The 21,083-nt window shown below is 69.7% G+C and carries 25 protein-coding genes; 11 read left to right on the top strand and 14 right to left on the bottom strand.

Annotated elements, in window-relative coordinates:
• Positions 1-38: 38 nt before the first annotated feature.
• On the top strand, positions 39-656 hold the full coding sequence (locus tag BS329_RS38560; RefSeq protein WP_076168135.1) for a TetR/AcrR family transcriptional regulator: 618 nt from the start codon (positions 39-41) through the stop codon (positions 654-656).
• A gap of 24 nt (positions 657-680) precedes the next feature.
• Positions 681-1,616, top strand: a complete 936-nt coding sequence (locus BS329_RS38555) for an LLM class F420-dependent oxidoreductase (RefSeq protein WP_076168134.1) — start codon at positions 681-683, stop codon at positions 1,614-1,616.
• Between the two features lie 64 nt (positions 1,617-1,680).
• Here the strand turns inward: BS329_RS38555 and BS329_RS38550 are convergent, their stop codons facing one another.
• The 8 genes from BS329_RS38550 to lpdA form a co-directional block, all read right to left on the bottom strand.
• Positions 1,681-1,965, bottom strand: a complete 285-nt coding sequence (locus BS329_RS38550) for a hypothetical protein (protein ID WP_076168132.1) — start codon at positions 1,963-1,965, stop codon at positions 1,681-1,683.
• A gap of 61 nt (positions 1,966-2,026) precedes the next feature.
• Positions 2,027-2,770, bottom strand: coding sequence for a lipoyl(octanoyl) transferase LipB (gene lipB / locus BS329_RS38545; protein ID WP_076168130.1), 744 nt, complete (start codon positions 2,768-2,770; stop codon positions 2,027-2,029).
• Positions 2,771-2,780: 10 nt separating this feature from the next.
• Positions 2,781-3,395 carry a phosphatase PAP2 family protein gene (locus BS329_RS38540; RefSeq protein WP_076168129.1) on the bottom strand — a complete coding sequence of 205 codons (615 nt, stop codon included), beginning with the start codon at positions 3,393-3,395 and terminating at the stop codon, positions 2,781-2,783.
• Entirely contained in the window at positions 3,392-4,276 is an 885-nt protein-coding gene (locus tag BS329_RS38535; RefSeq protein WP_076168127.1) for a TIGR01777 family oxidoreductase, read from the bottom strand. The genes BS329_RS38540 and BS329_RS38535 overlap by 4 nt, the downstream gene beginning before the upstream one ends.
• A gap of 37 nt (positions 4,277-4,313) precedes the next feature.
• Positions 4,314-4,781 carry an ArsR/SmtB family transcription factor gene (locus BS329_RS38530; RefSeq protein ID WP_076168125.1) on the bottom strand — a complete coding sequence of 156 codons (468 nt, stop codon included), beginning with the start codon at positions 4,779-4,781 and terminating at the stop codon, positions 4,314-4,316.
• A 22-nt stretch (positions 4,782-4,803) separates the two neighbouring features.
• Positions 4,804-5,898, bottom strand: a complete 1,095-nt coding sequence (locus BS329_RS38525) for a serine hydrolase (RefSeq protein WP_076168124.1) — start codon at positions 5,896-5,898, stop codon at positions 4,804-4,806.
• Positions 5,899-6,094: 196 nt separating this feature from the next.
• The gene (gene sucB / locus BS329_RS38520; RefSeq protein ID WP_076168122.1) at positions 6,095-7,864 is read right to left on the bottom strand and encodes a 2-oxoglutarate dehydrogenase, E2 component, dihydrolipoamide succinyltransferase; all 1,770 of its coding nucleotides are present in this window, start codon (positions 7,862-7,864) and stop codon (positions 6,095-6,097) included.
• A 59-nt stretch (positions 7,865-7,923) separates the two neighbouring features.
• Positions 7,924-9,297 carry a dihydrolipoyl dehydrogenase gene (gene lpdA, locus BS329_RS38515; RefSeq protein ID WP_005164222.1) on the bottom strand — a complete coding sequence of 458 codons (1,374 nt, stop codon included), beginning with the start codon at positions 9,295-9,297 and terminating at the stop codon, positions 7,924-7,926.
• A 182-nt stretch (positions 9,298-9,479) separates the two neighbouring features.
• Here lpdA and BS329_RS38510 point away from each other — a divergent pair, with 182 nt between their 5' ends.
• A complete protein-coding gene (locus BS329_RS38510; protein ID WP_076168163.1) occupies positions 9,480-9,824 on the top strand; it encodes an oxidoreductase in 345 nt (114 codons plus the stop codon).
• Between the two features lie 144 nt (positions 9,825-9,968).
• Here BS329_RS38510 and BS329_RS38505 read toward each other — a convergent pair whose 3' ends face one another.
• The gene (locus BS329_RS38505; RefSeq protein ID WP_076168120.1) at positions 9,969-10,952 is read right to left on the bottom strand and encodes an SMI1/KNR4 family protein; all 984 of its coding nucleotides are present in this window, start codon (positions 10,950-10,952) and stop codon (positions 9,969-9,971) included.
• A gap of 505 nt (positions 10,953-11,457) precedes the next feature.
• The gene (locus BS329_RS43645; RefSeq protein WP_076168119.1) at positions 11,458-11,667 is read right to left on the bottom strand and encodes a hypothetical protein; all 210 of its coding nucleotides are present in this window, start codon (positions 11,665-11,667) and stop codon (positions 11,458-11,460) included.
• 95 nt (positions 11,668-11,762) lie between these two features.
• On the opposite strand from BS329_RS43645, the gene BS329_RS38495 reads away from it, so the two are divergent.
• A complete protein-coding gene (locus BS329_RS38495; protein WP_076168117.1) occupies positions 11,763-11,957 on the top strand; it encodes a hypothetical protein in 195 nt (64 codons plus the stop codon).
• A gap of 74 nt (positions 11,958-12,031) precedes the next feature.
• Here the strand turns inward: BS329_RS38495 and BS329_RS38490 are convergent, their stop codons facing one another.
• Positions 12,032-13,534: a leucyl aminopeptidase gene (locus tag BS329_RS38490; RefSeq protein ID WP_076168116.1), complete on the bottom strand. Its 1,503-nt coding sequence runs from the start codon at positions 13,532-13,534 to the stop codon at positions 12,032-12,034.
• Between the two features lie 130 nt (positions 13,535-13,664).
• Here BS329_RS38490 and BS329_RS38485 point away from each other — a divergent pair, with 130 nt between their 5' ends.
• Together BS329_RS38485 and BS329_RS38480 are read left to right on the top strand one after the other, a co-directional pair.
• The gene (locus tag BS329_RS38485; RefSeq protein ID WP_076168114.1) at positions 13,665-14,519 is read left to right on the top strand and encodes a hypothetical protein; all 855 of its coding nucleotides are present in this window, start codon (positions 13,665-13,667) and stop codon (positions 14,517-14,519) included.
• Positions 14,512-15,138, top strand: coding sequence for a ribonuclease FAU-1 family protein (locus BS329_RS38480; protein ID WP_076168161.1), 627 nt, complete (start codon positions 14,512-14,514; stop codon positions 15,136-15,138). The genes BS329_RS38485 and BS329_RS38480 overlap by 8 nt, the downstream gene beginning before the upstream one ends.
• Here the strand turns inward: BS329_RS38480 and BS329_RS38475 are convergent.
• A complete protein-coding gene (locus BS329_RS38475) occupies positions 15,135-15,446 on the bottom strand; it encodes a hypothetical protein (RefSeq protein ID WP_143253386.1) in 312 nt (103 codons plus the stop codon). The genes BS329_RS38480 and BS329_RS38475 overlap by 4 nt on opposite strands.
• A gap of 118 nt (positions 15,447-15,564) precedes the next feature.
• Between BS329_RS38475 and BS329_RS38470 the strand changes: the two genes are divergently transcribed.
• The gene (locus BS329_RS38470; protein ID WP_076168110.1) at positions 15,565-16,668 is read left to right on the top strand and encodes a branched-chain amino acid aminotransferase; all 1,104 of its coding nucleotides are present in this window, start codon (positions 15,565-15,567) and stop codon (positions 16,666-16,668) included.
• Positions 16,669-16,854: 186 nt separating this feature from the next.
• Here BS329_RS38470 and cobT read toward each other — a convergent pair whose 3' ends face one another.
• Positions 16,855-17,931, bottom strand: coding sequence for a nicotinate-nucleotide--dimethylbenzimidazole phosphoribosyltransferase (gene cobT, locus BS329_RS38465; RefSeq protein ID WP_076168109.1), 1,077 nt, complete (start codon positions 17,929-17,931; stop codon positions 16,855-16,857).
• Between the two features lie 92 nt (positions 17,932-18,023).
• On the opposite strand from cobT, the gene BS329_RS38460 reads away from it, so the two are divergent.
• A complete protein-coding gene (locus BS329_RS38460; protein WP_076168107.1) occupies positions 18,024-18,692 on the top strand; it encodes an IspD/TarI family cytidylyltransferase in 669 nt (222 codons plus the stop codon).
• Here the strand turns inward: BS329_RS38460 and BS329_RS38455 are convergent.
• Positions 18,689-19,093, bottom strand: a complete 405-nt coding sequence (locus BS329_RS38455) for a hypothetical protein (protein WP_076168105.1) — start codon at positions 19,091-19,093, stop codon at positions 18,689-18,691. The two genes, BS329_RS38460 and BS329_RS38455, sit on opposite strands and share 4 nt — an antisense overlap.
• Before the next feature lie 169 nt (positions 19,094-19,262).
• On the opposite strand from BS329_RS38455, the gene BS329_RS38450 reads away from it, so the two are divergent.
• The 3 genes from BS329_RS38450 to BS329_RS38440 are packed head-to-tail and all read left to right on the top strand — an operon-like array spanning position 19,263 to position 21,080.
• On the top strand, positions 19,263-20,012 hold the full coding sequence (locus BS329_RS38450) for a GntR family transcriptional regulator (protein WP_076168104.1): 750 nt from the start codon (positions 19,263-19,265) through the stop codon (positions 20,010-20,012).
• Positions 20,009-20,860 (top strand): phosphoribosylaminoimidazolesuccinocarboxamide synthase, encoded by an 852-nt coding sequence (locus BS329_RS38445; protein WP_076168102.1) that lies wholly within the window; start codon positions 20,009-20,011, stop codon positions 20,858-20,860. The genes BS329_RS38450 and BS329_RS38445 overlap by 4 nt, the downstream gene beginning before the upstream one ends.
• Entirely contained in the window at positions 20,853-21,080 is a 228-nt protein-coding gene (locus BS329_RS38440) for a hypothetical protein (protein WP_076168159.1), read from the top strand. The genes BS329_RS38445 and BS329_RS38440 overlap by 8 nt, the downstream gene beginning before the upstream one ends.
• Positions 21,081-21,083: the final 3 nt, after the last annotated feature.

Genomic DNA, 21,083 nt, shown 5'->3' with positions numbered 1-21,083 from the left:
AGTGGGGCCGGCGGCGTAAAGTTGTGAAGGTGGCGACAATGAGGTCAAGGCGGCTGGACTATTCCGAGTCCACCCGGTCGGCACTCGTCGAGAGTGCCGTGGAGCTGTTCACCAAACGCGGGTACGCGGGCACTTCTCTCGATGAGATCGCCAAACGGGCCAGGGTGACGAAGGGTGCGCTCTACCACCACTTCAGTGGGAAGCAGGCGCTGTTCGAGGCCGCCTTCGACACGGTGGAGAGCCAGGTCTTCGACCGGCTCGAAAAGATCATAAACGGCCCGGACTCGCCGTGGGAGCGGGCGCTCGCCGGGCTGCGCGGATTCCTGCAGGGCTGCCTCGACCCCGCGTACCAGCGCATCGCGATCCACGAGGCGCCGGTGGTGATGGGCTGGGAACGTTGGCGCGAGGCCGAGGAACGGTGCAGTTTCGGCCTGGTCCGCACCGGGATCCAGTCGCTCATCGAGGTCGGCGAGGTCGACGACGTCCCGGTGGACGTCACCGCGCGGCTGCTTTTCGGCGCGTTGTCGAGCGCCGCGATCGAGATCGCGTCGTCGCCGGAGCCGAAGAAGGTCAGTGCCCAGGTCGAGGAGGTCCTGGTGCGGCTGCTCGTCGGATTCCGCCGTGTTCCGCCCGCCGAACACGGGAAAGCGAGCTGACCTACCCGTCTATAGGGTGACGAAGTGGACCTCAGGATCTTTACCGAGCCCCAGCAGGGGGCCAGCTACGAAGACCTGCTCCGGGTGGCCAAGGCCACCGAGGACGCTGGTTACGACGCCTTCTTCCGCAGTGATCACTACCTGAAGATGGGTTCGGCTTCCGGCCTGCCCGGGCCGACCGACGCGTGGATCACTCTCGCGGGTCTCGCCCGTGAGACCAGCCGTGTGCGGCTGGGCACCCTCGTCACCGCCGCCACCTTCCGGCACCCGTCGGTGCTCGCGATCTCGGTCGCGCAGGTGGACCAGATGTCCGGCGGCCGCGTGGAACTCGGCCTCGGTTCGGGCTGGTACGACGACGAGCACACGGCGTACGGTCTCGACCTCCCGCCGATCAAGGAACGCTTCGACCGCTACGCCGAACAGCTCGCGGTGGTCACCGGACTGTGGGAGACGCCGGAAGGCGAGACTTTCTCCTTCGACGGTGAGCACTACAAGCTCGTCAACTCGCCCGGCCTGCCGAAACCGGCTCAGCGGCCACGGCCCCCGGTGATCATCGGCGGTGGCGGCAAGAAGCGGACCCCGGCGCTCGCCGCGCGCTACGCCGACGAGTTCAACCTGCCGTTCGTGGGACCGGATCTCGCCGTCGAGCAGTTCGGCCGCGTCGACGACGCCGCGCGCGAGATCGGCCGCGACCCCAAGGAGATCATCCGCTCGGCCGCGCTCGTCGTCGCCGTGGGCCGTGACGACGCCGAGGTCGCGAAGCGCGCTTCGGTGATCGGACGCGAGGTTGCCGAGCTGCGTGAGAACGGGCTCGCGGGGACGCCGTCGGAGGTCGTCGAGAAGATCGGGAACTGGCGGGAGAGGACCGGGATCACCCGGCTCTACCTCCAGCTGCTGGACCTCTCGGATCTGGACCAGGTCGAACTGGTCGCTTCCGAGGTCGCACCTCAGCTGGACTGACGCTTTGGCGCGTGAAGGCCCCCTTCCCTCGGTCGAGCCGGGGGAAGAGGGCCTTCACGCGCTTCTAGACGTATTCGACGGTGACGCCGGCGATGGAACCGCCGGGGCTGAAGGAGATCCCCGAAGGCCTGCCGTTGCTGGCCGGGTAGCCCTCTTCGCGATGGCAGTTCGGACGGCAGTACTCGACGACGACCTTGTACGAGCCGGTCGGGCAGGTCCCGCTGGCCCAGGTCGATCCGTTGGTGTCGGTCCAGCAGCCCGGCGGCGGTGCGGCCGACGCCGTTCCGGGCAGGGCCAGCAGCCCGGCCGCGGCGGCCGCGACCGCCAGTACTCGCGCGAATTCACGCATGAATTCCTCCCAGTGGGACCAGCGGGATTTCCGTGGCCCTCCTGGAAGCCTGGCACAAAAGCTAGTTCTGCAAAGCGAAAGTGACACCGGGGGCGGCGGGGGCCTCGGGGCGCGGCAGCCAGCGCTCGTCGCTCACCGGGAGGTCGCCCTCCAGCGCCGCGAGCACGGCTTCGCGCGCCATCGGCAGGACCGACGCCACGGTGACCTCACGGTCGAGTTCGTACGAGAGCGACGTCACGCCCGCGTCCCGGATGCCGCATGGGACGATCTTGTCGAAGGCGCCGAGGTCGGGATCGCAATTCAGCTCGAAACCGTGCATGGTCACGCCGCGCTGCACGCGGATGCCGATCGCGGCGATCTTCCGCTCGACCCCGCGGTCGTCGGCCGGGATCCAGACGCCGCTGCGGCCCTCGACCCGGCCGGTGTGCACGCCGAGCTGGTCGCAGACGGTGATCAGGGCCTCTTCGAGACGCCGGACGTAGTGCACGACGTCGATCGGGTCGGCGAGTTTGACGATCGGGTAGCCGACCAGCTGGCCGGGGCCGTGCCAGGTGATCTTCCCGCCGCGGTCGACGTCGATCACCGGCGTGCCGTCGGTCGGCCGGTCCTCGGCTTCGGTGCGCTTGCCCGCGGTGTACACCGACGGGTGCTCCAGCAGCAGCACGGTGTCGGGGCCTTCGCCGTCGGCACGGGCTGTCACGTGCCGGCGCTGGATTTCCCAGGCTTCGGTGTAGTCGATCGTCCCGATCTCGCGGACGTCGACGGGCTCGGTGGCGGCGCGGCATGACGTGGTCGAAGAGCTCACGTCCGCGACACTACGCCGGATCCCGCGGCCGGGGCAGCAGGCCCAGCCCGGCCGCCGAGATCAGGCCGACCCCGCCGACGGCGAGTACGGATCCCGCGGTGTCGGTCAGCCAATGCACGCCGAGGACGACGCGGCAGAGCGCGCCGATCACCGTCGCCGTGACGGCGATCGCGATGGCCGGGCGCACCAGCCGCGGCCGGGTCCACGCGCACAGCAGCACGGCGACGAATCCGGTGCAGGCGACGGCGACGACATGTCCGCTCGGATAGCTCAGATCGGGGAATTCACGAGGTCGTTCCCGGTAGAACAGCGGTTTGGCGATCAGGCTGGTCAGGCGGCACAGCGTCAGGACGACGGCCAGTTTGACGCACACCACGGTCAGGTCCCGGCGGCGCCGGGCGAGCACCACCAGCAGCGCGCCCAGCGCGAACGGGAGGACCGGGCCGAGGACGTTCGTGATCAGGTCGGCCACCTGCCCGGCCGGCCGGGTGTACTGCCCGCGGAACGCGTCGGCGAGGGCGACGTCCACCGGCGGCGGGCGGTCGTCGACGAACAGCCCGAGTGTGACGAAGCCGATCAGCAGAAGGGCTCCGGCGAGGAGATGGAGGCCGCGCCGCAAGGTCATGTCGCGGCGGCCAGCGCGTCCTCGAGGGTCGGGTGGCGGAAGACGTACCCCGCCTCCTCCAAGGCTTTGGGCATGGCACGCTGCCCGAACAGCGCCATCTCTTCGGCGGCCTGACCGAGGGCGATCTTCATGGCGAACCCGGGCACCTGCCAGATCGCCGGGCGATGGACGGCGCGGCCGAGTGCCTTCGTGAACGCGGCGTTCGTGGCGGGCTGCGGCCCACTGAGGTTCACCGCACCGGACAAGGACTCGTTCTCCAGCGCGAAGACGATCGCGCCGACCTCGTCGTCGAGCGAGATCCACGGCATGTACTGCTTGCCGTCACCGAGTTTCCCGCCGAGCCCCAGCCGGAACAATGGCCGCAGCACGTCGAGAAGTCCACCCTTCCGGGCGAGGACCAGCCCGGTCCGGATCCGCACGACGCGGGCGCCCGCGGTGGCCGCGGTGTCGGTGGCGCCTTCCCACGCCGTGCAGAGTTCGGCGAGGAAACCGCGGCCTGCCGGGCTCGATTCGTCCACAAGGGACGGTCCGGGGTCGCCGTAGTAGCCGACCGCGGAAGCGTTCACCAGCACCGGGATCCCGTGTTCGGCCACCGCCTCGGCGAGGACCTCGGTCGGTTCGACCCTGCTGTCGAGCAGGACCTGCTTGCGGGCCGCGCTCCAGCGTCCCGGCAGCAGTGGCGCACCCGCGAGATTCACCACCGCGTCGACGCCGTCGAGCGCGCCATCGGCGATCTCCCCGGCGGGGGGATCCCAGCGGCGTTCGTCGGGGGCCCGTTCTTCCCGGCGCACGAGGCGGACCACCTCGTGCCCTGACGTACGGAGCCGCTTGGCAACGGAGGTGCCGATCAGCCCGCTCGCACCCGCGATCAGAACTCGCATGATCCGATCGTGTCGTATCCGCGATCCGGTCGCACGCTCAGGTCGGCAGTTGCCCTGCCACGTCCGACGCGGCGGTGAGCAGCACCAGCACCGGGATCGTCGCGGTGGGACGGAGGCGATAACTGCCCCGCTTGTCCTGCTCGACGATCCCGGCGCCGGTCAGCGCCTTGAGGTGGTGGTAGAGCTGGCCGGGAGAGCCGAGTCCGGCCGCCTCCTGCAAGGCGGGCGCGGACTGGACGCCTTTTTCGGCCAGCGTCCGCACGAGTGCCACCCGTGCGGCGCTGGACAGGGCCGCGAGCACCTCGACCCGCGGCCCGTCGTCCAGCGCCAGCATCGGTCCCGGCGTGACGTTGATCGCCCAGCGCAGTTCGACGGGATCGGTGAGCTCGCCGCGATACCCGACCAGACCCGCGGGGCCGCTCGGCGGCGAGGCCAGGCTCTGTTCTTCGAGCGCGGCGACCCGTTCTTCGAGGGCGGCTATCCGGTCGGCGAGCTCAGCGTTCATACCGGCTATCTATACCTTTGTCTCAGCCGAGCGCCCGTTCCAGGGCGGCGAACCGAGCCGGGTCGGACAGCGCCGCGAGCAAGGCGTCGATGAGCGGCAACTCGTTCTGCGTGTCCTGGTCCGTCACGCCGTGGAGCAGGACGGCCGCCGTGCCGGACCGTCCTCCCGGCCACCTGACCGAAAGCCCGATGGTGAGCGTGCGTGGCAGGGCCCCGTCCTTGATGAGCACTTCGCTCGCGCCAGGCGGCACGCGGCCGGAAAGCGGCCTGGCGAGGATCTCGCGGGCGAGCGCGCCGCCCGGCCGGTAGCGGCCGGACGCCAGACCGCGATGGAGGGAGAACAGTTCCGACGCCGTCCCCCTGGCGTGGCCCTTGACCCACGGCCACTGCGCGTCCGGAGTCCTCGGCATGGTCGGGATGCGCGCGAAGGCTTCGGTGCGGAACGCGGGGTCGGCCACGAATCGCCGGGCCACCGCGTCGCCCAGCGCCCGCCGGACCGCGACGGGACTGCCGGGCGGTGGCGCGTACTCCGGCATCATCAGCATCAGGACCTCGCCGCCCAGCGAACGGGTGTCCGGCCGCACCCACCCGCCTCGTGCCGCCGCGAGCTGGAGGGCGGGGTCGCCGAGGCGGGTGCGGAGGTAGTCGGTGGCGGCGTTGTCGCTGAAGAAGATCATCGCTTCGGGGAGCCTCGCCAGCGGGACGCGCTGTTCGGGGTCCTTGGCGATGCCGTAGTCGTCGCAGGGGACGCCCAGCCAGGTGAGTGCGTGGAAGTGCGCGCGGCCGTCGGAGACGAACGGGTGATGGGCGTCCCAGTCGCCGACCCTGATCTGTTCCTTCGGATCGAGCCTGCCTTCAGCGACCGCGACGGCGTACGCGCTGAGGTGCACGACCTTGACCGACGAGGCCAGTAGCCGCTGGACATCGGCGTTGCGCGCCGCCCGCCGCCCCGCTCCGTCGTCGATCAGGACGGAGACATCGCGCCGGTGCGCGGCTATCCAGTCGAGCCAGCCCTGTTCGGTCGACGTGTCCGGTGCGGCCGCGTTCGCGGTTCCCGGAAGCAGCAGCACCGCCGACCCAGCGGCGACGCCCGTCAGCAGATGACGTCTTGTCAACATGAGTGACACCCTCCCTCTCGTTTTCCGTAATTCCGGAATACTAGAGTTCCGAGTGTCTGTCAAACCCCGCAACTCGTCCTCTAGTTGCGGTAGTTGCCGTGCGCAAGTACCGCAACTAGAGGACGAATTGCGGGTAAAGAGGAAGGCCCCCGCCCCGCCGGAGCGGGACGAGGGCCTTCTACGGACTACTGGAGGATCAGAGACCGAGCTCGTCCTCGAAGTTGCCCTCTTCCAGACGCTGCTTGATCGTCGTGACGAAGCGGCCCGCGTCGGCCCCGTCCACCAGGCGGTGGTCGTAGGTCAGCGGCAGGAACGCCATCGACCGGACGGCGATCGTGTCGTTGCCGTCGGCGTCCGCGATCACGACCGGGCGCTTCACGACCGCGCCGGTCCCGAGCATGCCGGACTGCGGCTGCACGATGATCGGCGTGTCGAACAGGGCGCCGTTGGAGCCGATGTTCGTGATCGTGAAGGTGCCGCCCGACAGCTCGTCCGGCTTGATCTGGCCCGAACGCGCGCGGCCGGCCAGATCGGCGATGCGGTGCGCGAGACCGGCGAGGCTGAGCTCACCCGCGTCGTGGACGACCACCGACAGCAGACCCTTTTCGGTGTCCACCGCGATCCCCAGGTGCACCGCACCGTGGTAGGTGATCTCCTTCGTGTCCTCGTTGTAGGACGCGTTGACGTTCGGGTGCTGCTTGAGCGCCTCGACGGTGGCCTTCGCGAAGAACGGCAGGAACGTCAGGTTGACGCCCTCGCGCTCCTTGAAAGCCGCCTTCGCCCGCTGGCGGAGCTTGGCGATCTTCGTGACGTCCACCTCGTGGACCTGCGTGAGCTGCGCGGAAACCTGCAGCGACTCGCGGGTCTTCACGGCGGTGATCTGCCGGATCCGGCTGGCCTTCTGCACGGTGCCGCGCAGAGCGGCGAGCTCCGGCGAGACCGCGGCCTTGCGCGGAGCCGACGGCGCCGCGGCGGCCGGGGCAGCGGCGGCGGGCTGTGCGGCGGGAGCCGGGGCTTCCTTCTTCTGCTTGGCCTCGGCGGCCGCGAGCACGTCCTGCTTGCGGATGCGGCCACCGACACCGCTGCCGGTCAGCGACGACAGGTCGATGCCGTGCTCCGAAGCGAGCTTGCGGACCAGCGGCGTCACGTACGGCGCGCTGTCCGAACCGTTGTCGCTGCTCGCCGCGGGCTGCGCGGCGGGCTTCGGGGCCTCGGCGGGCTTCGGCGCTGGGGCGGCCTCGGCCTTGGGCTCCGGCTTCGGTTCCGGCTTGGGCTCGGGCTTGGGTTCCGGCTTGGGCTCGGGCTTCTTCTCCTCGGCCTTCGGTGCCGGTGCGGAACCGGCCGCGCCGATCACCGCGAGCACACCGCCGACCTCGACGGTCTCGTCCTCACCGGCACGGATCTCCAGGACGGTGCCGGCGACCGGGGAGGGGACCTCGGTGTCGACCTTGTCCGTGGAGATCTCGAGCAACGGCTCGTCGACCTCGACGCTCTCGCCGACCTGCTTGAGCCACCGGGTGACGGTGCCCTCGGTGACGCTCTCGCCCAGCTCGGGCAGCTTCACCTCGGTGCCTTCGCCGCCCGAAGCCGGCGCGGTGTCCGGCTGGGACGGCGCGGAGGACTGCTCCTGCGCGGGTTCCGGCTCGGGTTCCGGCTGCGCCTCGGGTTCCGGCTGCGCCTCTTCGGCGGCGGGCTCGGCGGAACCGGAGGACTCCGGCACCCCGCCGGTCCCGTCGTCGATGACGGCGAGCTCGCCGCCGACCTCGACGGTCTCGTCTTCCTGCGCGCTGATCTTCACGACCTTGCCGGCGACCGGGGAGGGGACCTCGGTGTCGACCTTGTCCGTGGAGATCTCGAGCAACGGCTCGTCGACCTCGACGGTGTCGCCCTCCTGCTTCAACCACCGGGTGACGGTGCCCTCGGTGACGCTCTCACCGAGCTCCGGCAACGTGACGGAGTAGGCCATCGTTCGCTGACTCCCTTGATATGTCTTGCTTGGTCTTCTGGTTCTTCGACGGTGAGACGTCAGCTGTGCACGTGCAGCGGCTTGCCCGCCAGGGCGAGGAACGCTTCACCGAGGGCCTCGGTCTGGGTGGGGTGCGCGTGGATGAGCGGAGCCACGTCCTCGGGGAACGCTTCCCAGCTGTAGATCAGCTGCGCTTCGCCGATCAGCTCGCCGACGCGGTCGCCCACCATGTGCACGCCCACGACCGGCCCTTCCGGGGCCTTGATCAGCTTGACCCCACCGGAGGTCTTGAGGATCTGGCTCTTGCCGTTGCCTCCGAGGTCGTAGGTGAAGGTGGTGACGTCGGAGCCGTACTTCTCCTTCGCCTGCGACTCGGTGAGACCGACCGAAGCGACCTCGGGGTGCGAGTAGGTGACGCGCGGGATGCCGCTCTCGTCGATCACGCGCGGCTCCTGGCCGGCGATCTCCTCGGCGACGAAAATGCCCTGCTGGAACCCGCGGTGCGCGAGTTGCAGGCCGGGGACGATGTCGCCGACGGCGTAGACGTTCGGCAGGTTGGTGCGCAGGCGGTCGTCGGTGAGGACGAAGCCGCGCTCCATCTTGACCCCGGCCTCCTCGTACCCGTGCCCTGCCGAGTTCGGCCCGCGGCCGACGGCGACCAGCAGCAGGTCGGCTTCGAGCGTCTCGCCGGACTCCAGCGACACGCTGACGCCGTTGTCGTCCTGCTTGGCGCCGGTGAACCTGACGCCGGTCTTGAAGGCGATCTTGCGACGGCGGAAAGCGCGCTCGAGCTGTTTGGACGCGTACTCGTCCTCGTTCGGGACCAGGCGGGGCAGCGCCTCCACGATGGTGACGTCGACGCCGAAGGACGCCCAGACGGACGCGAATTCGACACCGATGACACCACCGCCGAGGACGATGACCTTCTTCGGGATGTAGTCCAGTGAAAGGGCCTGCTCGCTCGCGATGATGCGGCCGCCCAGCTCCAAGCCCGGCAGCGTCTTCGAGTACGAGCCGGTGGCGAGGATGACGTTCTTGCCGGTGTAGCGGGTGCCGTCGACCTCGACGGTGGTTCCGCCGACGAACGTTCCGGTGCCCTCGACGAGGTTCACCTTGTGCGCCTTGGCCAGGCCCTGGAGGCCCTTGTACAGGCGGGAGACGATCCCGTCCTTGTACTTGTTGACCCCGGCGATGTCGATGCCTTCCAGCACGGCCTTGACACCGAAGGTCTCGGCGTCGCGGGTCTCGTCGGCGACCTCCGCCGCGTGCAGGAGGGCCTTGGTCGGGATGCAGCCTCGGTGGAGGCACGTCCCGCCAAGCTTGTCCTTTTCGATCAGGGTGACGGAAAGGCCCAGCTCGGCCGCGCGGAACGCGGCGGCGTAGCCGCCCGATCCGCCACCCAGGATCACAAGGTCGGCGGAGGTGTCGGTCACTTCAATAACTCCTCGGCAAGCGGTAGGGGTGGTGCTCTGGCGCCGCTTCGCGCGGTATACGCGCGCGCGGACACTTGCCATCTTGTCACTACGTGCGGCGGGCCTGCGACCTAGCCGGGTATGCGACGGCGAGCACACGCCCCGGTCGGGATAATGGACGCTGGACGCGAGTGGGAAGTGAGGTGGTCGGAGTGGGTCTGTTCGACTCGCTGCGCCGGCGCTCCAAAGGCGGGCAAAAGCCCGGTACGCTGCGGAAAGCCTCTTCAAACGATTTCAAGCACCTTGAGGAATGGGCCGCTTCACGGACGGGTGTGGAGGCCTATGTGGAGCCCAAGACCAACGTCACCGAGACCACAGTCGTCCTCATCGCCCACGATGGTGAGTGGACCCGGCGCCGGATCGACAGTCTCGACGCGGCGCAGCAGTTCGGGCGCAAACGGTCGATCCCCGTGTACGAGGTGGCGCGGGTCGGCTATCCGAAGCGGATGCGGGAGTACACCGAACGGAAGAAACGCGGCGAAGCCTGAGCGGTCACGTGAAGTACATGAAGGCCTTCCCGGCCAGGTGAGCGCACTGGCGGCGGACGCAGCCGCCCGGTGAGCCCGAGTACATGAAGGACCCCTTCCTTGCGCCTAGGTACGGGAAGGGGTCCTTCACGTACTTGCTCGGCCTCAGGCGGATTGCGCCAGCAGGAGCAGGTGCCGCTCCAGCAGTGCCCGGAACGTCGGATGCACCGTCGTACCCAGCGCCGGGTCGATCTCGACCGTCCGCCACCGCTCGCCCGCGGCGGTGAGCAGCACCACGGCGGGCTCGGCGATCACGACGACTCCGCCTTCCGCGCGCAGTTCCGCCGTCCCGAGCAGGCGCGGGAAGACGACGTCGGCGGGCAGGCCGTCGCAGGTCCGCAGGAACTCTCTGTAGTCGGAAGGTAGCCGGAGTCCGAGGCGCGCTTCGGCCACGTCGATGTTGCGGGCCGACGCCGCCGGGGGCGCGGTGCCGGTGCCGCGAAGCCGGAGGATGCCCGCGATCATCTCGCGCCACGAACCGGTGTCCGGCGGGTAGCGCTCGTACAGCGCCGCGACCAGTGCTCCGGCGCACAGCCCTGTCCACTCGCCGAGGCCGAGCGGGTCGGCTCCGGTGACCAGACGCGGTGCGAGCCGTCGTGTCGCCGCGAGCACGGCGACGTCCGGCCGGGCCTGCCGTGCGGCGATCTCGGCCCAGGTGTCGAGGTCGCCACGTGCGACGGCCTCGCGCAACCGGTCCGGCCGCGACGGCCCGAGGTGCGAAACGGCCTCGCCGATCGGGGAGCCGCCGAGCAGACCGTGGAGATCGGACACTCGCCGGGCGAGGTACTCGTCGTGAGCGTGCTCCTCGGCGTCGAGGTCGAGCGGAGTCATCGCCGCCGCCCAGTCCGGTCGCGCGCCGCGCGCTTCGAAGAGCATCGCCCACGCGCGGGCCTGAACGGCGCCGGGGACGAGCGTGGTGACGGGGCGTTCGGTGAGCGCGTGCCAATGCGTGATCAGCCGGTCGGCTTCCGCGAAAGCGCCGGAGACGGCGAACACCAGCGCCGCGTGCCCGATCCGGTCGTCGAGCGTCGCGTCGTCACCGCTGAGCACATCCCTGATCGCGCCTTCGAGATACGCGTCCCTGTCCACGGAAACGACCTTGCCACAACGAGGTTCGCACCGCCCGCTGCCTCATGGGGCAGTTCATCGGGCCATGCGTTGACGGTTGCGCCGAGCGGCGAGACGCGTTCACCGGCCGAGGCAGTGAATCGCGGAGTTGGCATGGCAACGACTCCGTTTTCCGATCTGGTTCTTTTCCCGCATTGTGACCTTCATATGACGCTTTCCGGGACGGCTCCGCTCGTGCTGCGCGTGTTCGTTTCGCACCGAGCCGACTCCCGGCAAGTACCAGCTGACGCCGGATCGGCGCGCGGCGGCCCAGTGACGGCAAGCGGTTCGGCGTCGTCCCGCTCCCCGGCGCGGGTATGGAACGGGCGTCGATCACCGGCGAAAAGTTCGCCATGGGCCAGTTCCAGGATTCCGACGACGCGGCGAAACTCTCTCGCGCCGCGTACGAGGATCTGAACGCCGGGCTGGAGCTGGTCGCCGAAAAGGGCGCCATCGCGTCGCCGAGGGCGGTCCGCCGCAGCGCACGCTACGAACTGTACATAGTGGACAATGAACCACCGGAAACGGTGCCCGCGCTCGATATGCGACGTCGCAGGGTCCGGATGACGGTCAAGGCGCCCGCCGCGCCGAAGCTGTACAGCCCGCCGCCCACGGTGTTCGGGACGCTGCTCAACGGCAGCAGTACCGCGCGTTCACCGTTGTCCCAGCACGAAACCCGGTTGCGACAGCCGTTCACCCCGCGCGCTGCTGGGCTACCGTTTCGAACGCGGGCTGCACGACCGGCGAGCCGGGCTCGGCAAGGTCATCGCCGGGCTCCGGCTGAAGTTCCCCTTGCGGGCGAACAAGATCACCGACACGGTTCCGACGCCCGAAGGGCCGGGCCTGCCGACGAGCGAGGCGCGCAACGTCATCGACGGCCTCGCCCTGATCCGTTACGTCGACACCTTGAAGAAGGACGACCGCGTCTACCCGTACAAACTCGATGGTCTCGAGGAGGTCGACGCCCCGCTCCCACCTGCGCCGTGATGCGCGTGAAGGCCCCTTTCCCTCGGCTCAGCCGAGGGAAAGGGGCCTTCACGCGAGTTGGCAGCGCCAGAGACTCAGCCGTTGGCGGCGATGTCCGCCAGCACCGCGGCGATGGTGCGCACCGGGACACCGGTGCCGCCCTTGCCGGTGTAACCCCACACCCCGGCGGTGTTGAACGACGGGCCCGCGATGTCGATGTGCGCCCAGGGCAGGCCGTCGGCGACGAACTCGCGCAGGAAGACACCCGCGGCGAGCATGCCACCCCAGCGGTGCCCGGTGACGTTGGCCAGGTCGGCCAGGCGCGAGTCGAGGTCGGCGCGCAGTTCCTCCGGCAGCGGCATGGCCCAGCCGCCCTCACCGGTCGCCTGCGCGATCGAAGCGACGCGGTCGCGGAACTCGTCCGAGCCCATGACACCCGCGGTGCGGTTGCCCAGCGCGACGACCTGCGCGCCGGTCAGGGTCGAGGTCTCGATCAGGTAGTCGGGGTTCTCCTCGCCCGCGCGCACGATCGCGTCGGCCAGCACGAGGCGGCCTTCGGCGTCGGTGTTGAGCACCTCGACGGTCTTGCCGCCGTACATGCTGAGCACGTCGCCCGGCCGGTACGAGGTGGCCGAGGGCAGGTTCTCCGCCAGCGGGATGTGCGCGACGACCTCGAGCGGGTACTTCAGCTTCGCGGCCAGCACCACGGAGGCGAGCACGGCGGCCGCGCCCGACATGTCCGAGGTCATGTGGTCCATGTTCGCGGCGGGCTTGATCGAGATGCCGCCCGAGTCGAAGGTGATGCCCTTGCCGACCAGCGCGACCTTCTTCGACGCCTTCGCCGGCTTGTAGGCGAGACGCAGCAGCCGCGGCTGGCGCGAGGAACCGCCGCCGACGCCGAGGATGCCCCCGAAGCCCTTGCGCTTGAGCGCCTTCTCGTCGAGTACCTCGAATTCGAGGTTGTTCGCCTCGGCAAGGGTCTTCGCGCGGTCGGCGAACGAGGCCGGGAACAGGTCGTTCGGCGGGGTGTTGATCAGATCGCGGGCGATGATCACCGACTCCGCGATCAGGGTGGCGGCCTTCAGCGTCGCCTTGTGGTCCTTGGCGGTGCCCTCTTCGGGGCTCACGAAGTCCACCTTGGCGACCGGGCCGTCACCCTTCTCGGAGCGGTACTCGGTGAAGGAGTACGCGCCGAGCGCGGTGCCTTCGACGGCGGCCTGCAGGTCGATCGCCGACAGCGTGACGAACGCGCGCTCAATTCCGCTCAGCGCCCGCGCGGCGGCACCGGCGCCCCGGCGGACCTGCTCGGCGGTGACGCCGTCGGCGCCCGCCTTGCCGAGGCCGACGGCCAGGACGACACCGGCGGACAGCTTGCCCAGCGTCGGGACCTTGACGGTCTCGTCGGCCTTGCCTGTCGCGCCGAGGGTGCCGAGGACGGCGGCGAGTTCGCCGTCGAAGGCGGCGTCGGCGATGGAGGAGCCGGCGGCGAGCGCCAGGCCGTCCTCACCCTGCAAGGTTCCGATGACGACGACGTCGGCGCGTGTCTTGGCAAGCGCCGCTTCGGCGTTCTCGGTCAGGGCAAGCTTCGGCACGGTCACTTCTGGCTCCTCGCGCGTTCGCGGTGGTACCGGGCGGCTGCCCGATTGGATCGTGAGCCATGCTAATGACAGTGGGACCTGGGGTAACAGTGGGGCCGACGGGGAACCTCTGTACCGGAAGGGAGACGGCGTGCGGCTGGCTGGCGGTCTGCTCATCGCACTCGCGGTATGCACCTCCGGAGCGGACTATTGGGTACTTCTCGCCGCCGTGGTCGCGGCCGTGCTCGCCGTGGCGGCGGAGGCACTGCTGCCGCCGGTGGGGGACACCCGGCTCGACCGGATCGCGGGCTCCGTTTCGAGGTTGGGCCTGGTTCTGGTTTTCGCGACGACGTTCGGGCAGTACCTCTTTCCGTCCGCGCCGGGTATCGCCGCCGCGGTCTTCGCCGTCGTGGCGGCCGTCGCCGATTTGGCCGGGGTCCGCCTCGGTGACTACGCGGCCCGCTGGGTCACCGGCCTGCTGCTGGCCGCGGCCGCGGCCCTGATCGCGATCTGCGTCGGCATCCCGCCCTTGGCGCAGTTCATCGCGCCGGATCCGCCGTCCGTGCCCGGTCTCGGCCTCGCCGTGCTGGTGCTGCTGCCGTTCCTGCTGCCGCGTCGTCCCGGAGCGGGCCGCGCGGCCGCGGTGGGCGCCGTGGCCGTGGCGATCATCGCCGTCGCCCTCTACCAGCTGGGACCGGTCCGGCTGGGGCTTTCGGCGACGTCGTTCCGCGAACTCCTCGCCGCGGCGGACGCCGTCTCGCTGGCGCCCGTGCTGTCCGTGGTGGTCGCCGTGGCGACCGTGCCGGTCGCGGTGGACGCCTTCACCGACGCCCGCGAGCGGCTTTCCCCGGAAAGTCCGAAGGCGACACTCGCTTGTGGACTGATCGTGGCCGTCGCCGCCGCCTTCGCTGGGCCGGTCGTGGCCCTCGGGCTCGCGGGAGTGGGAACGCTGGCCGAACTGGTTCTGCGGGTCCGCGCCCGTGGGTACCGTGCAAGGCGTGCGTGATCCCTTCTGGACCCCGGGTGAGACGGTCGTAGAACGGTTCCTGCGACCGGACGGCTCGATCGGCCAGCATCACCCGCTGCGCGTCATCGCCGACGACGGCACCGTGCTGCTCGGCTGGCTTCCCGCGGACACCCCGATCGTCGGCAGCAGGCTCGCCGACGGGCGGCTCTTCCGTGAGGCGCCGCTCGAGGAGCGGTTCCGGGTGCCGAGGGTGCGCGTGCCCGACTTCTGGCGCGACACCTCGACGCTGCGCCGGATCGCCGATGACGAATGGTCGTCGGTCTGGTGGTTCTTCGACGCCGAAGGCCACTTCCTGAACTGGTACGTCAACCTCGAGGTCCCGCTGGGGCGCACGGCGTCCGGGCCGGACCGGATCGACGGCATCCTCGACGTCGCCGTCGAGCCCGGTGGACGCTGGCAGTGGAAGGACGAGGACGAGGCCGAAGAGGCCGTCCTAGCCGGCCGCATCACGGCAGGGCAGCTGAGGCGGCTGCGTGCCGAAGGCGAACGGATCGGCGCGCTCGCGGACGCCGGGCGGTTCCCCTTCGACGGGACGTGGACCGACTTCCGGCCGAATCCGGACTGGGCCGCGCCCGGCCTCCCCGATGGGTTGCTCTAGCTCACCTGGAGAAGCAGGAGCAGCACGAGCACGATGTTGATCACCGTGAGGATGACCACCGACTTGGTGGACAGCTCGCGCGGGAACACCTTGCCTTGGATGCTTCGCCACCAGTAGATGCCGAAACCGCCGGCGACCAGACCGAGGAACGCGCCGAAGCCGCTGTCCATCAAGGCCCAGCCGTCCATCATCAGCACGCCGACGCCGAAGGTCAGCAGTACGGCCGTCGCGAACGTCTTGACGTCGGTCGCCCGGCCGGGGGTGGCGGACTTGGCCGGGTGGGCGGGCTGCATCGGGTTTAACGTCACGCCACCCATCCTAGGGGCGAGCGGCCCCGCGTGTTCGTCCCGACGGACAGATCGCGTGAGGTGAAGATATGCGGACGTCCGACTAACGTGGGTCCGACCAAGCGTTATCGTCTTAGGCATGACGACCTCGACGCAGTTCACCCACCTCCCGCACCCGAGCCCCGCGAGCCCGGAACGCGTCGCGGACGTATTGGCCGCGCCCGGGTTCGGGCTGCACTTCACCGATCACATGGTGACCGTGAAATGGAACGCCGAGCAGGGCTGGCACGACGCGACCGTCGGGCCGTACGCGCCCTTGACGCTCGACCCGGCGACCTCCGTGCTGCACTACGGTCAGGCGATCTTCGAAGGCCTCAAAGCGTACCGCCAGCCGGACGGGACGTTCGCCGCGTTCCGGCCCGACGCGAACGCCATCCGCTTCCGGAACTCGGCCGAGCGGCTGGCCATGCCGCAGCTGCCGGTGGAGACCTTCCTCGACTCGATCCGCGAGCTCATCGCGGCCGACTCCCGCTGGATCCCGACGAAGCCGGGCGAGTCGCTGTACCTGCGGCCCTTCATGATCTCCACCGAAGCCGGGCTCGGCGTCAACCGGCCCGCGAACGAGTACCTCTACGCGCTGATCGGCTCGCCCGCCGGCTCGTACTTCGCCGGCGGCGTCAAGCCGGTGAGCGTCTGGCTCTCGACCGAGTACGTGCGCGCGGTCCCCGGCGGCACCGGCGAGGCGAAGTGCGCCGGCAACTACGCGGCGTCGTTCGTGGCGCAGGCGCAGGCCGTGGAGAAGGGCTGCGACCAGGTCGTGTGGCTCGACGCTGTCGAGCGGCGCTGGGTCGAGGAGATGGGCGGGATGAACCTGTTCTTCGTCTTCGGCTCCGGTGACGAGGCGCGGGTCGTGACCCCGGAACTGACCGGCTCGCTGCTGCCGGGCGTGACCCGCAAGTCGCTGCTGGAGCTGGCGAAGTCGTTCGGGCACCAGGTCGAGGAGCGCCGCATCTCCACCGGCGAGTGGGAGAAGGCGGCGGCCTCCGGTGAGCTGACCGAGGTGTTCGCCTGCGGGACCGCGGCGGTCATCACACCGGTCGGGCACGTGAAGCACGCGGGCGGCGAGTTCTCCGTGGCCGGCGGGCAGCCCGGTGAGCTGACGATGAAGCTGCGCGGCGCGCTGACCGGGATCCAGGAAGGCACCCGGTCCGCCCCGGAAGGCTGGATGTACCCGCTGGGCTGAGTCCCGGCCTCATCCGCGGGCAGGCTCGCTCCCATCCAGAGGCGGTGACCCGGCCGTGACCCGGCGAAAGCGCCGTGAAGGCCTCCTTCCCTACCTTGAGCGTAGGAAGGAGGCCTTCACGGCGCTTAAGCCCGCACAGGCCCCGACCGCAACTAGAGGGCTACTTGCGGCAGGGGCAGAAGCGCGTCAGGAGGCGGGCGCCTCGATCAGCGGCCCGCTCACCCCGGCCTGCTCGTGCGTCGCCATCTCGGCGAGGACGCGCGTCGCCATGAACACCAGCGGCAGCGCCGCGACCGCGCCCGTCCCCTCGCCGAGGCGCACGTCCAGATCCAGGATCGGGTCCAGGTCGAGGTGCTCCAGCGCCAGCGCGTGCGCGGGTTCGCCGCCGCGCTGACCCGCGGCCCACCATTGCCGCGCGCCGGGGACGAGTTCCTCGGCGACCAGTGCGGCCGCACTGGCGACGAGGCCGTCCAGGAGCACCGGCGTCTTCCGGAGCGAGGCCTGCGCGAGGAAGCCCGCCATCGCGGCGATGTCGGCGCCGGCGGCGGTGCGCAGCAGCGCGACCGGATCGGCCAGCACGGTCCTGGCCCGCCGCAGCGCGTCCCGGACCACGGCGGCCTTGCGCATCCAGGCGTTGTCGTCGATCCCCGAACCGCGGCCGACCACGGCCACCGGTTCGCTGCCGGTCAGCGCCGCGACCAGTACCGAGGCGGGGGTGCTGTTCCCGATCCCGAGGTCGCCCGCGATGAGCAGGTCGGCCCCGCCGTCGACCTCGGCGTCGGCGATCGCGCGGCCCGCGCGGACGGCGGCACGCGCTTCGTCGTCGGTCAGCGCGTCTTCGACGTCGATCGAGCCGGACCCGCGCCGCACCTTGAACTCGCCGATCGACCGCGTCGCCGAGGCGTCGCTGTCGACGGCCATGTCGACGACGCGCACGCTCGCGCCCGCCGAAGCGGCCAGCACGTTGATGGCGGCGCCGCCGGTCAGCATGCTGCCGACCAGTTGCGCGGTGACCTCGCTTGGGTACGCCGAGACGCCCTTCGCGGCGACGCCGTGGTCTCCGGCGAACACCACGACCCGCGGCCGCGTGAACGGGCGCGGCGGGGAGTGGCCCTGGCAAGCCGCGACCCACACGCCCAGTTCTTCGAGCCTGCCCAGCGACCCCGCGGGTTTGATCAGTTTCGAGTGCAGGGCGATCGCCGCCGAGCGCGCGTGTTCATCAGGCTGCTCTGCTTCGGCGAACTCGAGGATTTCGTCGTCCAACGCCTTGCCCTTCGGATCGCTTTGGTGGCCGCACCCAACCTACCGACCCGCCTGTGCCAGAGTTGCCTGTGGCTCAGACGAAGGCCGCCGGGGTGGTGCTCGCGAGCGGAGCGGGTACCCGGGTCGGCGCCAAGCTCAACAAGGTTTACCTGCCGGTCGCGGGCAGGCGGGTCGTCGCGTGGTCGCTCGACGCCTTCGCCCGCGTGCCCGGTATCGACGTGCTCGTGCTGGTGATCCGGCCGCAGGACACCGGGCTCGCGCAAGAGGTGCTCGCCTCGCATCCGGGTGAGGTCGAACTCGTGCACGGCGGCGCGACGCGTCAGGGTTCGGAGCTGAACGCCTTGCGGCACTTGACTTCCCGCATCGAGAGCGGCGAGATCGACGCGGTGCTGTTGCATGACGCGGCCCGTCCGCTCGTCACCCCGGAACTGATCGCGGACGTCCTCGCCGACACCCGGCGGTACGGGGGAGCGGTGCCGGGGGTCGCGGCCGACGACATCGTGCGCGTGGACGGTGACAGTGTTTCCGGCGCGCTGCCCGGCGCGATCCGGGTGCAGACGCCGCAAGGTTTCCGCGCCGCTCCGTTGCTGGAGGCGTACGAAACGGCCGAACGCGAGGGTTTCGTCGGCACGGACACGTCTTCGTGCATGGAAAGGTTCTCCGCGCTACCGGTGCGGTGGGTTCCAGGCAGCGCGGAGAACCTCAAGATCACCTACCCGCACGACCTCGTTGTCGCCGAGCAGGTGATCGGCCGAGGTTAGGGATCTCCCTGGTCGGCCGTGGTTCCGTTGGCGGGCAGGACGGTGACCGGATTGCGCGACTCCATCGGGATCACGCAGTCCGGATGTGGTTGCAGCAACTGGATCGGAGCGGCGGCGTCGCCGGGCGGCGGGATGGTGAGCACCGCGCGCAGCGTCCAGTCGGCCGTCGAGTGGTACTGCCAGGAGACGAGCGCCGGATGGAAGACGTCCGTGTCGGGCAGCGTCGTGACGCGGAAGGCGGTCGCCCGTTCCTCACCGCGGAGGATCAGGACGTCGGCACAGGTGTCCCACTGGAACACCGCGGCGCAGACCTCCGGTTCCTCCCGGGGGCCGAAGATGTAGACAACCCACCGGCGTCTCCGAAGCTCCTCGAGCAGTTCGTCGATGCTCAGATGGTTCATCGAGCCCCCCAACGGGTTTGGGAACTCTGCGGAGAGTAACAGGTGTACTAGAGCACCGTCCAGAATCTGTACTAGTACGTAATAATGGGGTGTGAGCAGGATCCTTGGTGCTAGCCCATTGGTGTGCTAGAACGCTTGTGCGCACCGCGCGACCTTGTGAGGAGTCACCTTGCCCGCCGTCGATCGACCTGAACCGCCGTATCTCCAAATCGCGGGGAACATTCGCGACGACATCGTTTCGGGCAGGCTCAAGGAAGGTGACGCGGTCCCGTCCGCGCGGGAGATCGCCAGAAACTGGAACGTCGCGATGGCGACAGCGATGAAGGTGCTCTCGACGCTTCGGGCCGAAGGTCTGGTTCGCGCGATTCCCGGCATCGGGACAGTGGTGCAGACCAGATCACTGCACCGCTCCGCGCACGATCGGACGATCTCGATCGCGCGAACCGGCAAGGTCTATCCACCGGGCCACTACGCGAAAATCCGTGAGGCCGGGCTCGTCCCGGCACCGGAGCGGGTGGCGGGCGCGCTCGGAATCGATGAAGGAGCTCCCGCGATCCGGCGGCGGCGGACCACGTACGCGGGTGAAGGGCGTCCGGTGTCGACGTCCGTCTCGTGGTTCGACGGCGCGATCGCGGCGAAGGCGCCGTTGTTGTTCGAGCCGGTGCGGATAGTCGAAGGCACGGTCAAATATGTGGCGGACCGGACAGGCCGGGTTCTGACGTCGACTCGTTCTCAGCACGCCGCGGGGCTGGCGGGTGCCGAGGACGCGGCAGAACTCGGCGTGGCCGAGGGTTCGGCGATCTTGTTGAGCCGCAACAGGTTCCTGTCCGCGGAAGGCGACGTACTGGAGTACGGCGAATCCGCGGCGCTGCCGAACCAATGGGTTTTCTACGAATACGACATCGAGGACGGGGCATGAAGCACATTCACGCGGGTAAGGTACGGGACCTTTACGAGGTCGATGGCGACATTCTGCTCGTCGCGTCGGATCGTGTTTCGGTCTACGACGTCTCGCTGCCGACCTCGATCCCCGACAAGGGCGCGCTGCTGAACCAGCTTTCCGCCTGGTGGTTCGAAAAGATGGCCGGCGTGGTGCCGAACCACGTCCTCTCCACGACCGACGTGCCCGCCGAATTCGCCGGCCGCGCCATGCGGTGCAAACCGCTGAAGATGATCCAGGTCGAATGCATCGCGCGCGGTTATCTCACCGGGCTCGGAATGCGTGAGTACCAGCGCGACGGCAAGGTGTCGGGCGTCGAACTGCCCGCCGGTCTCGTCGAGGCGGACAAGCTGCCCGAGCCGATCTTCACGCCGACCACGAAGATCTCCGACACCGGCCACGACGAGTTCATGACCTTCGCCGACGTCGTGAACGACATCGGCAAGGAGACCGCGGACCGCATCCGCGACCTGACGCTCGAGGTCTACACCAAGGGCGCGGAGCACGCGGCGAAGAACGGCATCATCATCGCCGACACCAAGATCGAATTCGGGTTCGACGCCGACGGTGTGCTGACCCTCGGGGACGAGGTCCTCACGTCGGACTCGTCGCGTTTCTGGCCCGCCGACGACTGGCGGCCCGGCCGCACGCAGCACGCGTTCGACAAGCAGTTCGTCCGCGACTGGTCCGCGAGCACCGGCTGGGACAAGACGCCGCCCGGCCCCGCCATCCCGGACGAGATCGTCGAAGCGACCCGCAGGCGCTACACCGAGGTCTACGAGAGGATCACCGGGAACAGCTGGGTTCCCGGCGGTGGCCATGCCTGAACAGCAGGTCTACGACCCGTACCGGTTGATCGACGACGTCGAAGGCCTGCTGATCCAGCGGGGTCACCGGCCGGAGCGGCTCGACGGCCAGACGGGTGACCGGGTCGCCGGCGCGAGCAGATTGTTGCGGGGCCTGGGAATCGACCCGTTCCGCGCGCCGGGGGACGCCCTCGACCTCGACGGTCAGCTCGCGTACCAGTCCCGCGTGCACGGAGACTAGGAC

It is taken from the genome of Amycolatopsis coloradensis (genome assembly GCF_001953865.1).
Classification (GTDB): Bacteria; Actinomycetota; Actinomycetes; order Mycobacteriales; family Pseudonocardiaceae; genus Amycolatopsis; species Amycolatopsis coloradensis.
Note: the sequence above shows the minus strand (reverse complement) of the source record. Positions and strands in the feature narration are given on the sequence as shown.

Bases quoted from the DNA above. Each gene is read 5' to 3' on its own strand.
- BS329_RS38560 (WP_076168135.1), top strand. From the start codon at position 39: ATGAGGTCAAGGCGGCTGGACTATTCCGAGTCCACCCGGTCGGCACTC.
- BS329_RS38525 (WP_076168124.1), bottom strand. From the start codon at position 5,898: ATGTTGACAAGACGTCATCTGCTGACGGGCGTCGCCGCTGGGTCGGCG.
- BS329_RS38550 (WP_076168132.1), bottom strand. From the start codon at position 1,965: ATGCGTGAATTCGCGCGAGTACTGGCGGTCGCGGCCGCCGCGGCCGGG.
- BS329_RS38445 (WP_076168102.1), top strand. From the start codon at position 20,009: ATGAAGCACATTCACGCGGGTAAGGTACGGGACCTTTACGAGGTCGAT.
- BS329_RS38470 (WP_076168110.1), top strand. From the start codon at position 15,565: ATGACGACCTCGACGCAGTTCACCCACCTCCCGCACCCGAGCCCCGCG.
- BS329_RS38535 (WP_076168127.1), bottom strand. From the start codon at position 4,276: ATGCGAGTTCTGATCGCGGGTGCGAGCGGGCTGATCGGCACCTCCGTT.
- BS329_RS38530 (WP_076168125.1), bottom strand. From the start codon at position 4,781: ATGAACGCTGAGCTCGCCGACCGGATAGCCGCCCTCGAAGAACGGGTC.
- BS329_RS38540 (WP_076168129.1), bottom strand. From the start codon at position 3,395: ATGACCTTGCGGCGCGGCCTCCATCTCCTCGCCGGAGCCCTTCTGCTG.
- BS329_RS38440 (WP_076168159.1), top strand. From the start codon at position 20,853: ATGCCTGAACAGCAGGTCTACGACCCGTACCGGTTGATCGACGACGTC.
- sucB (WP_076168122.1), bottom strand. From the start codon at position 7,864: ATGGCCTACTCCGTCACGTTGCCGGAGCTCGGTGAGAGCGTCACCGAG.
- BS329_RS38455 (WP_076168105.1), bottom strand. From the start codon at position 19,093: ATGAACCATCTGAGCATCGACGAACTGCTCGAGGAGCTTCGGAGACGC.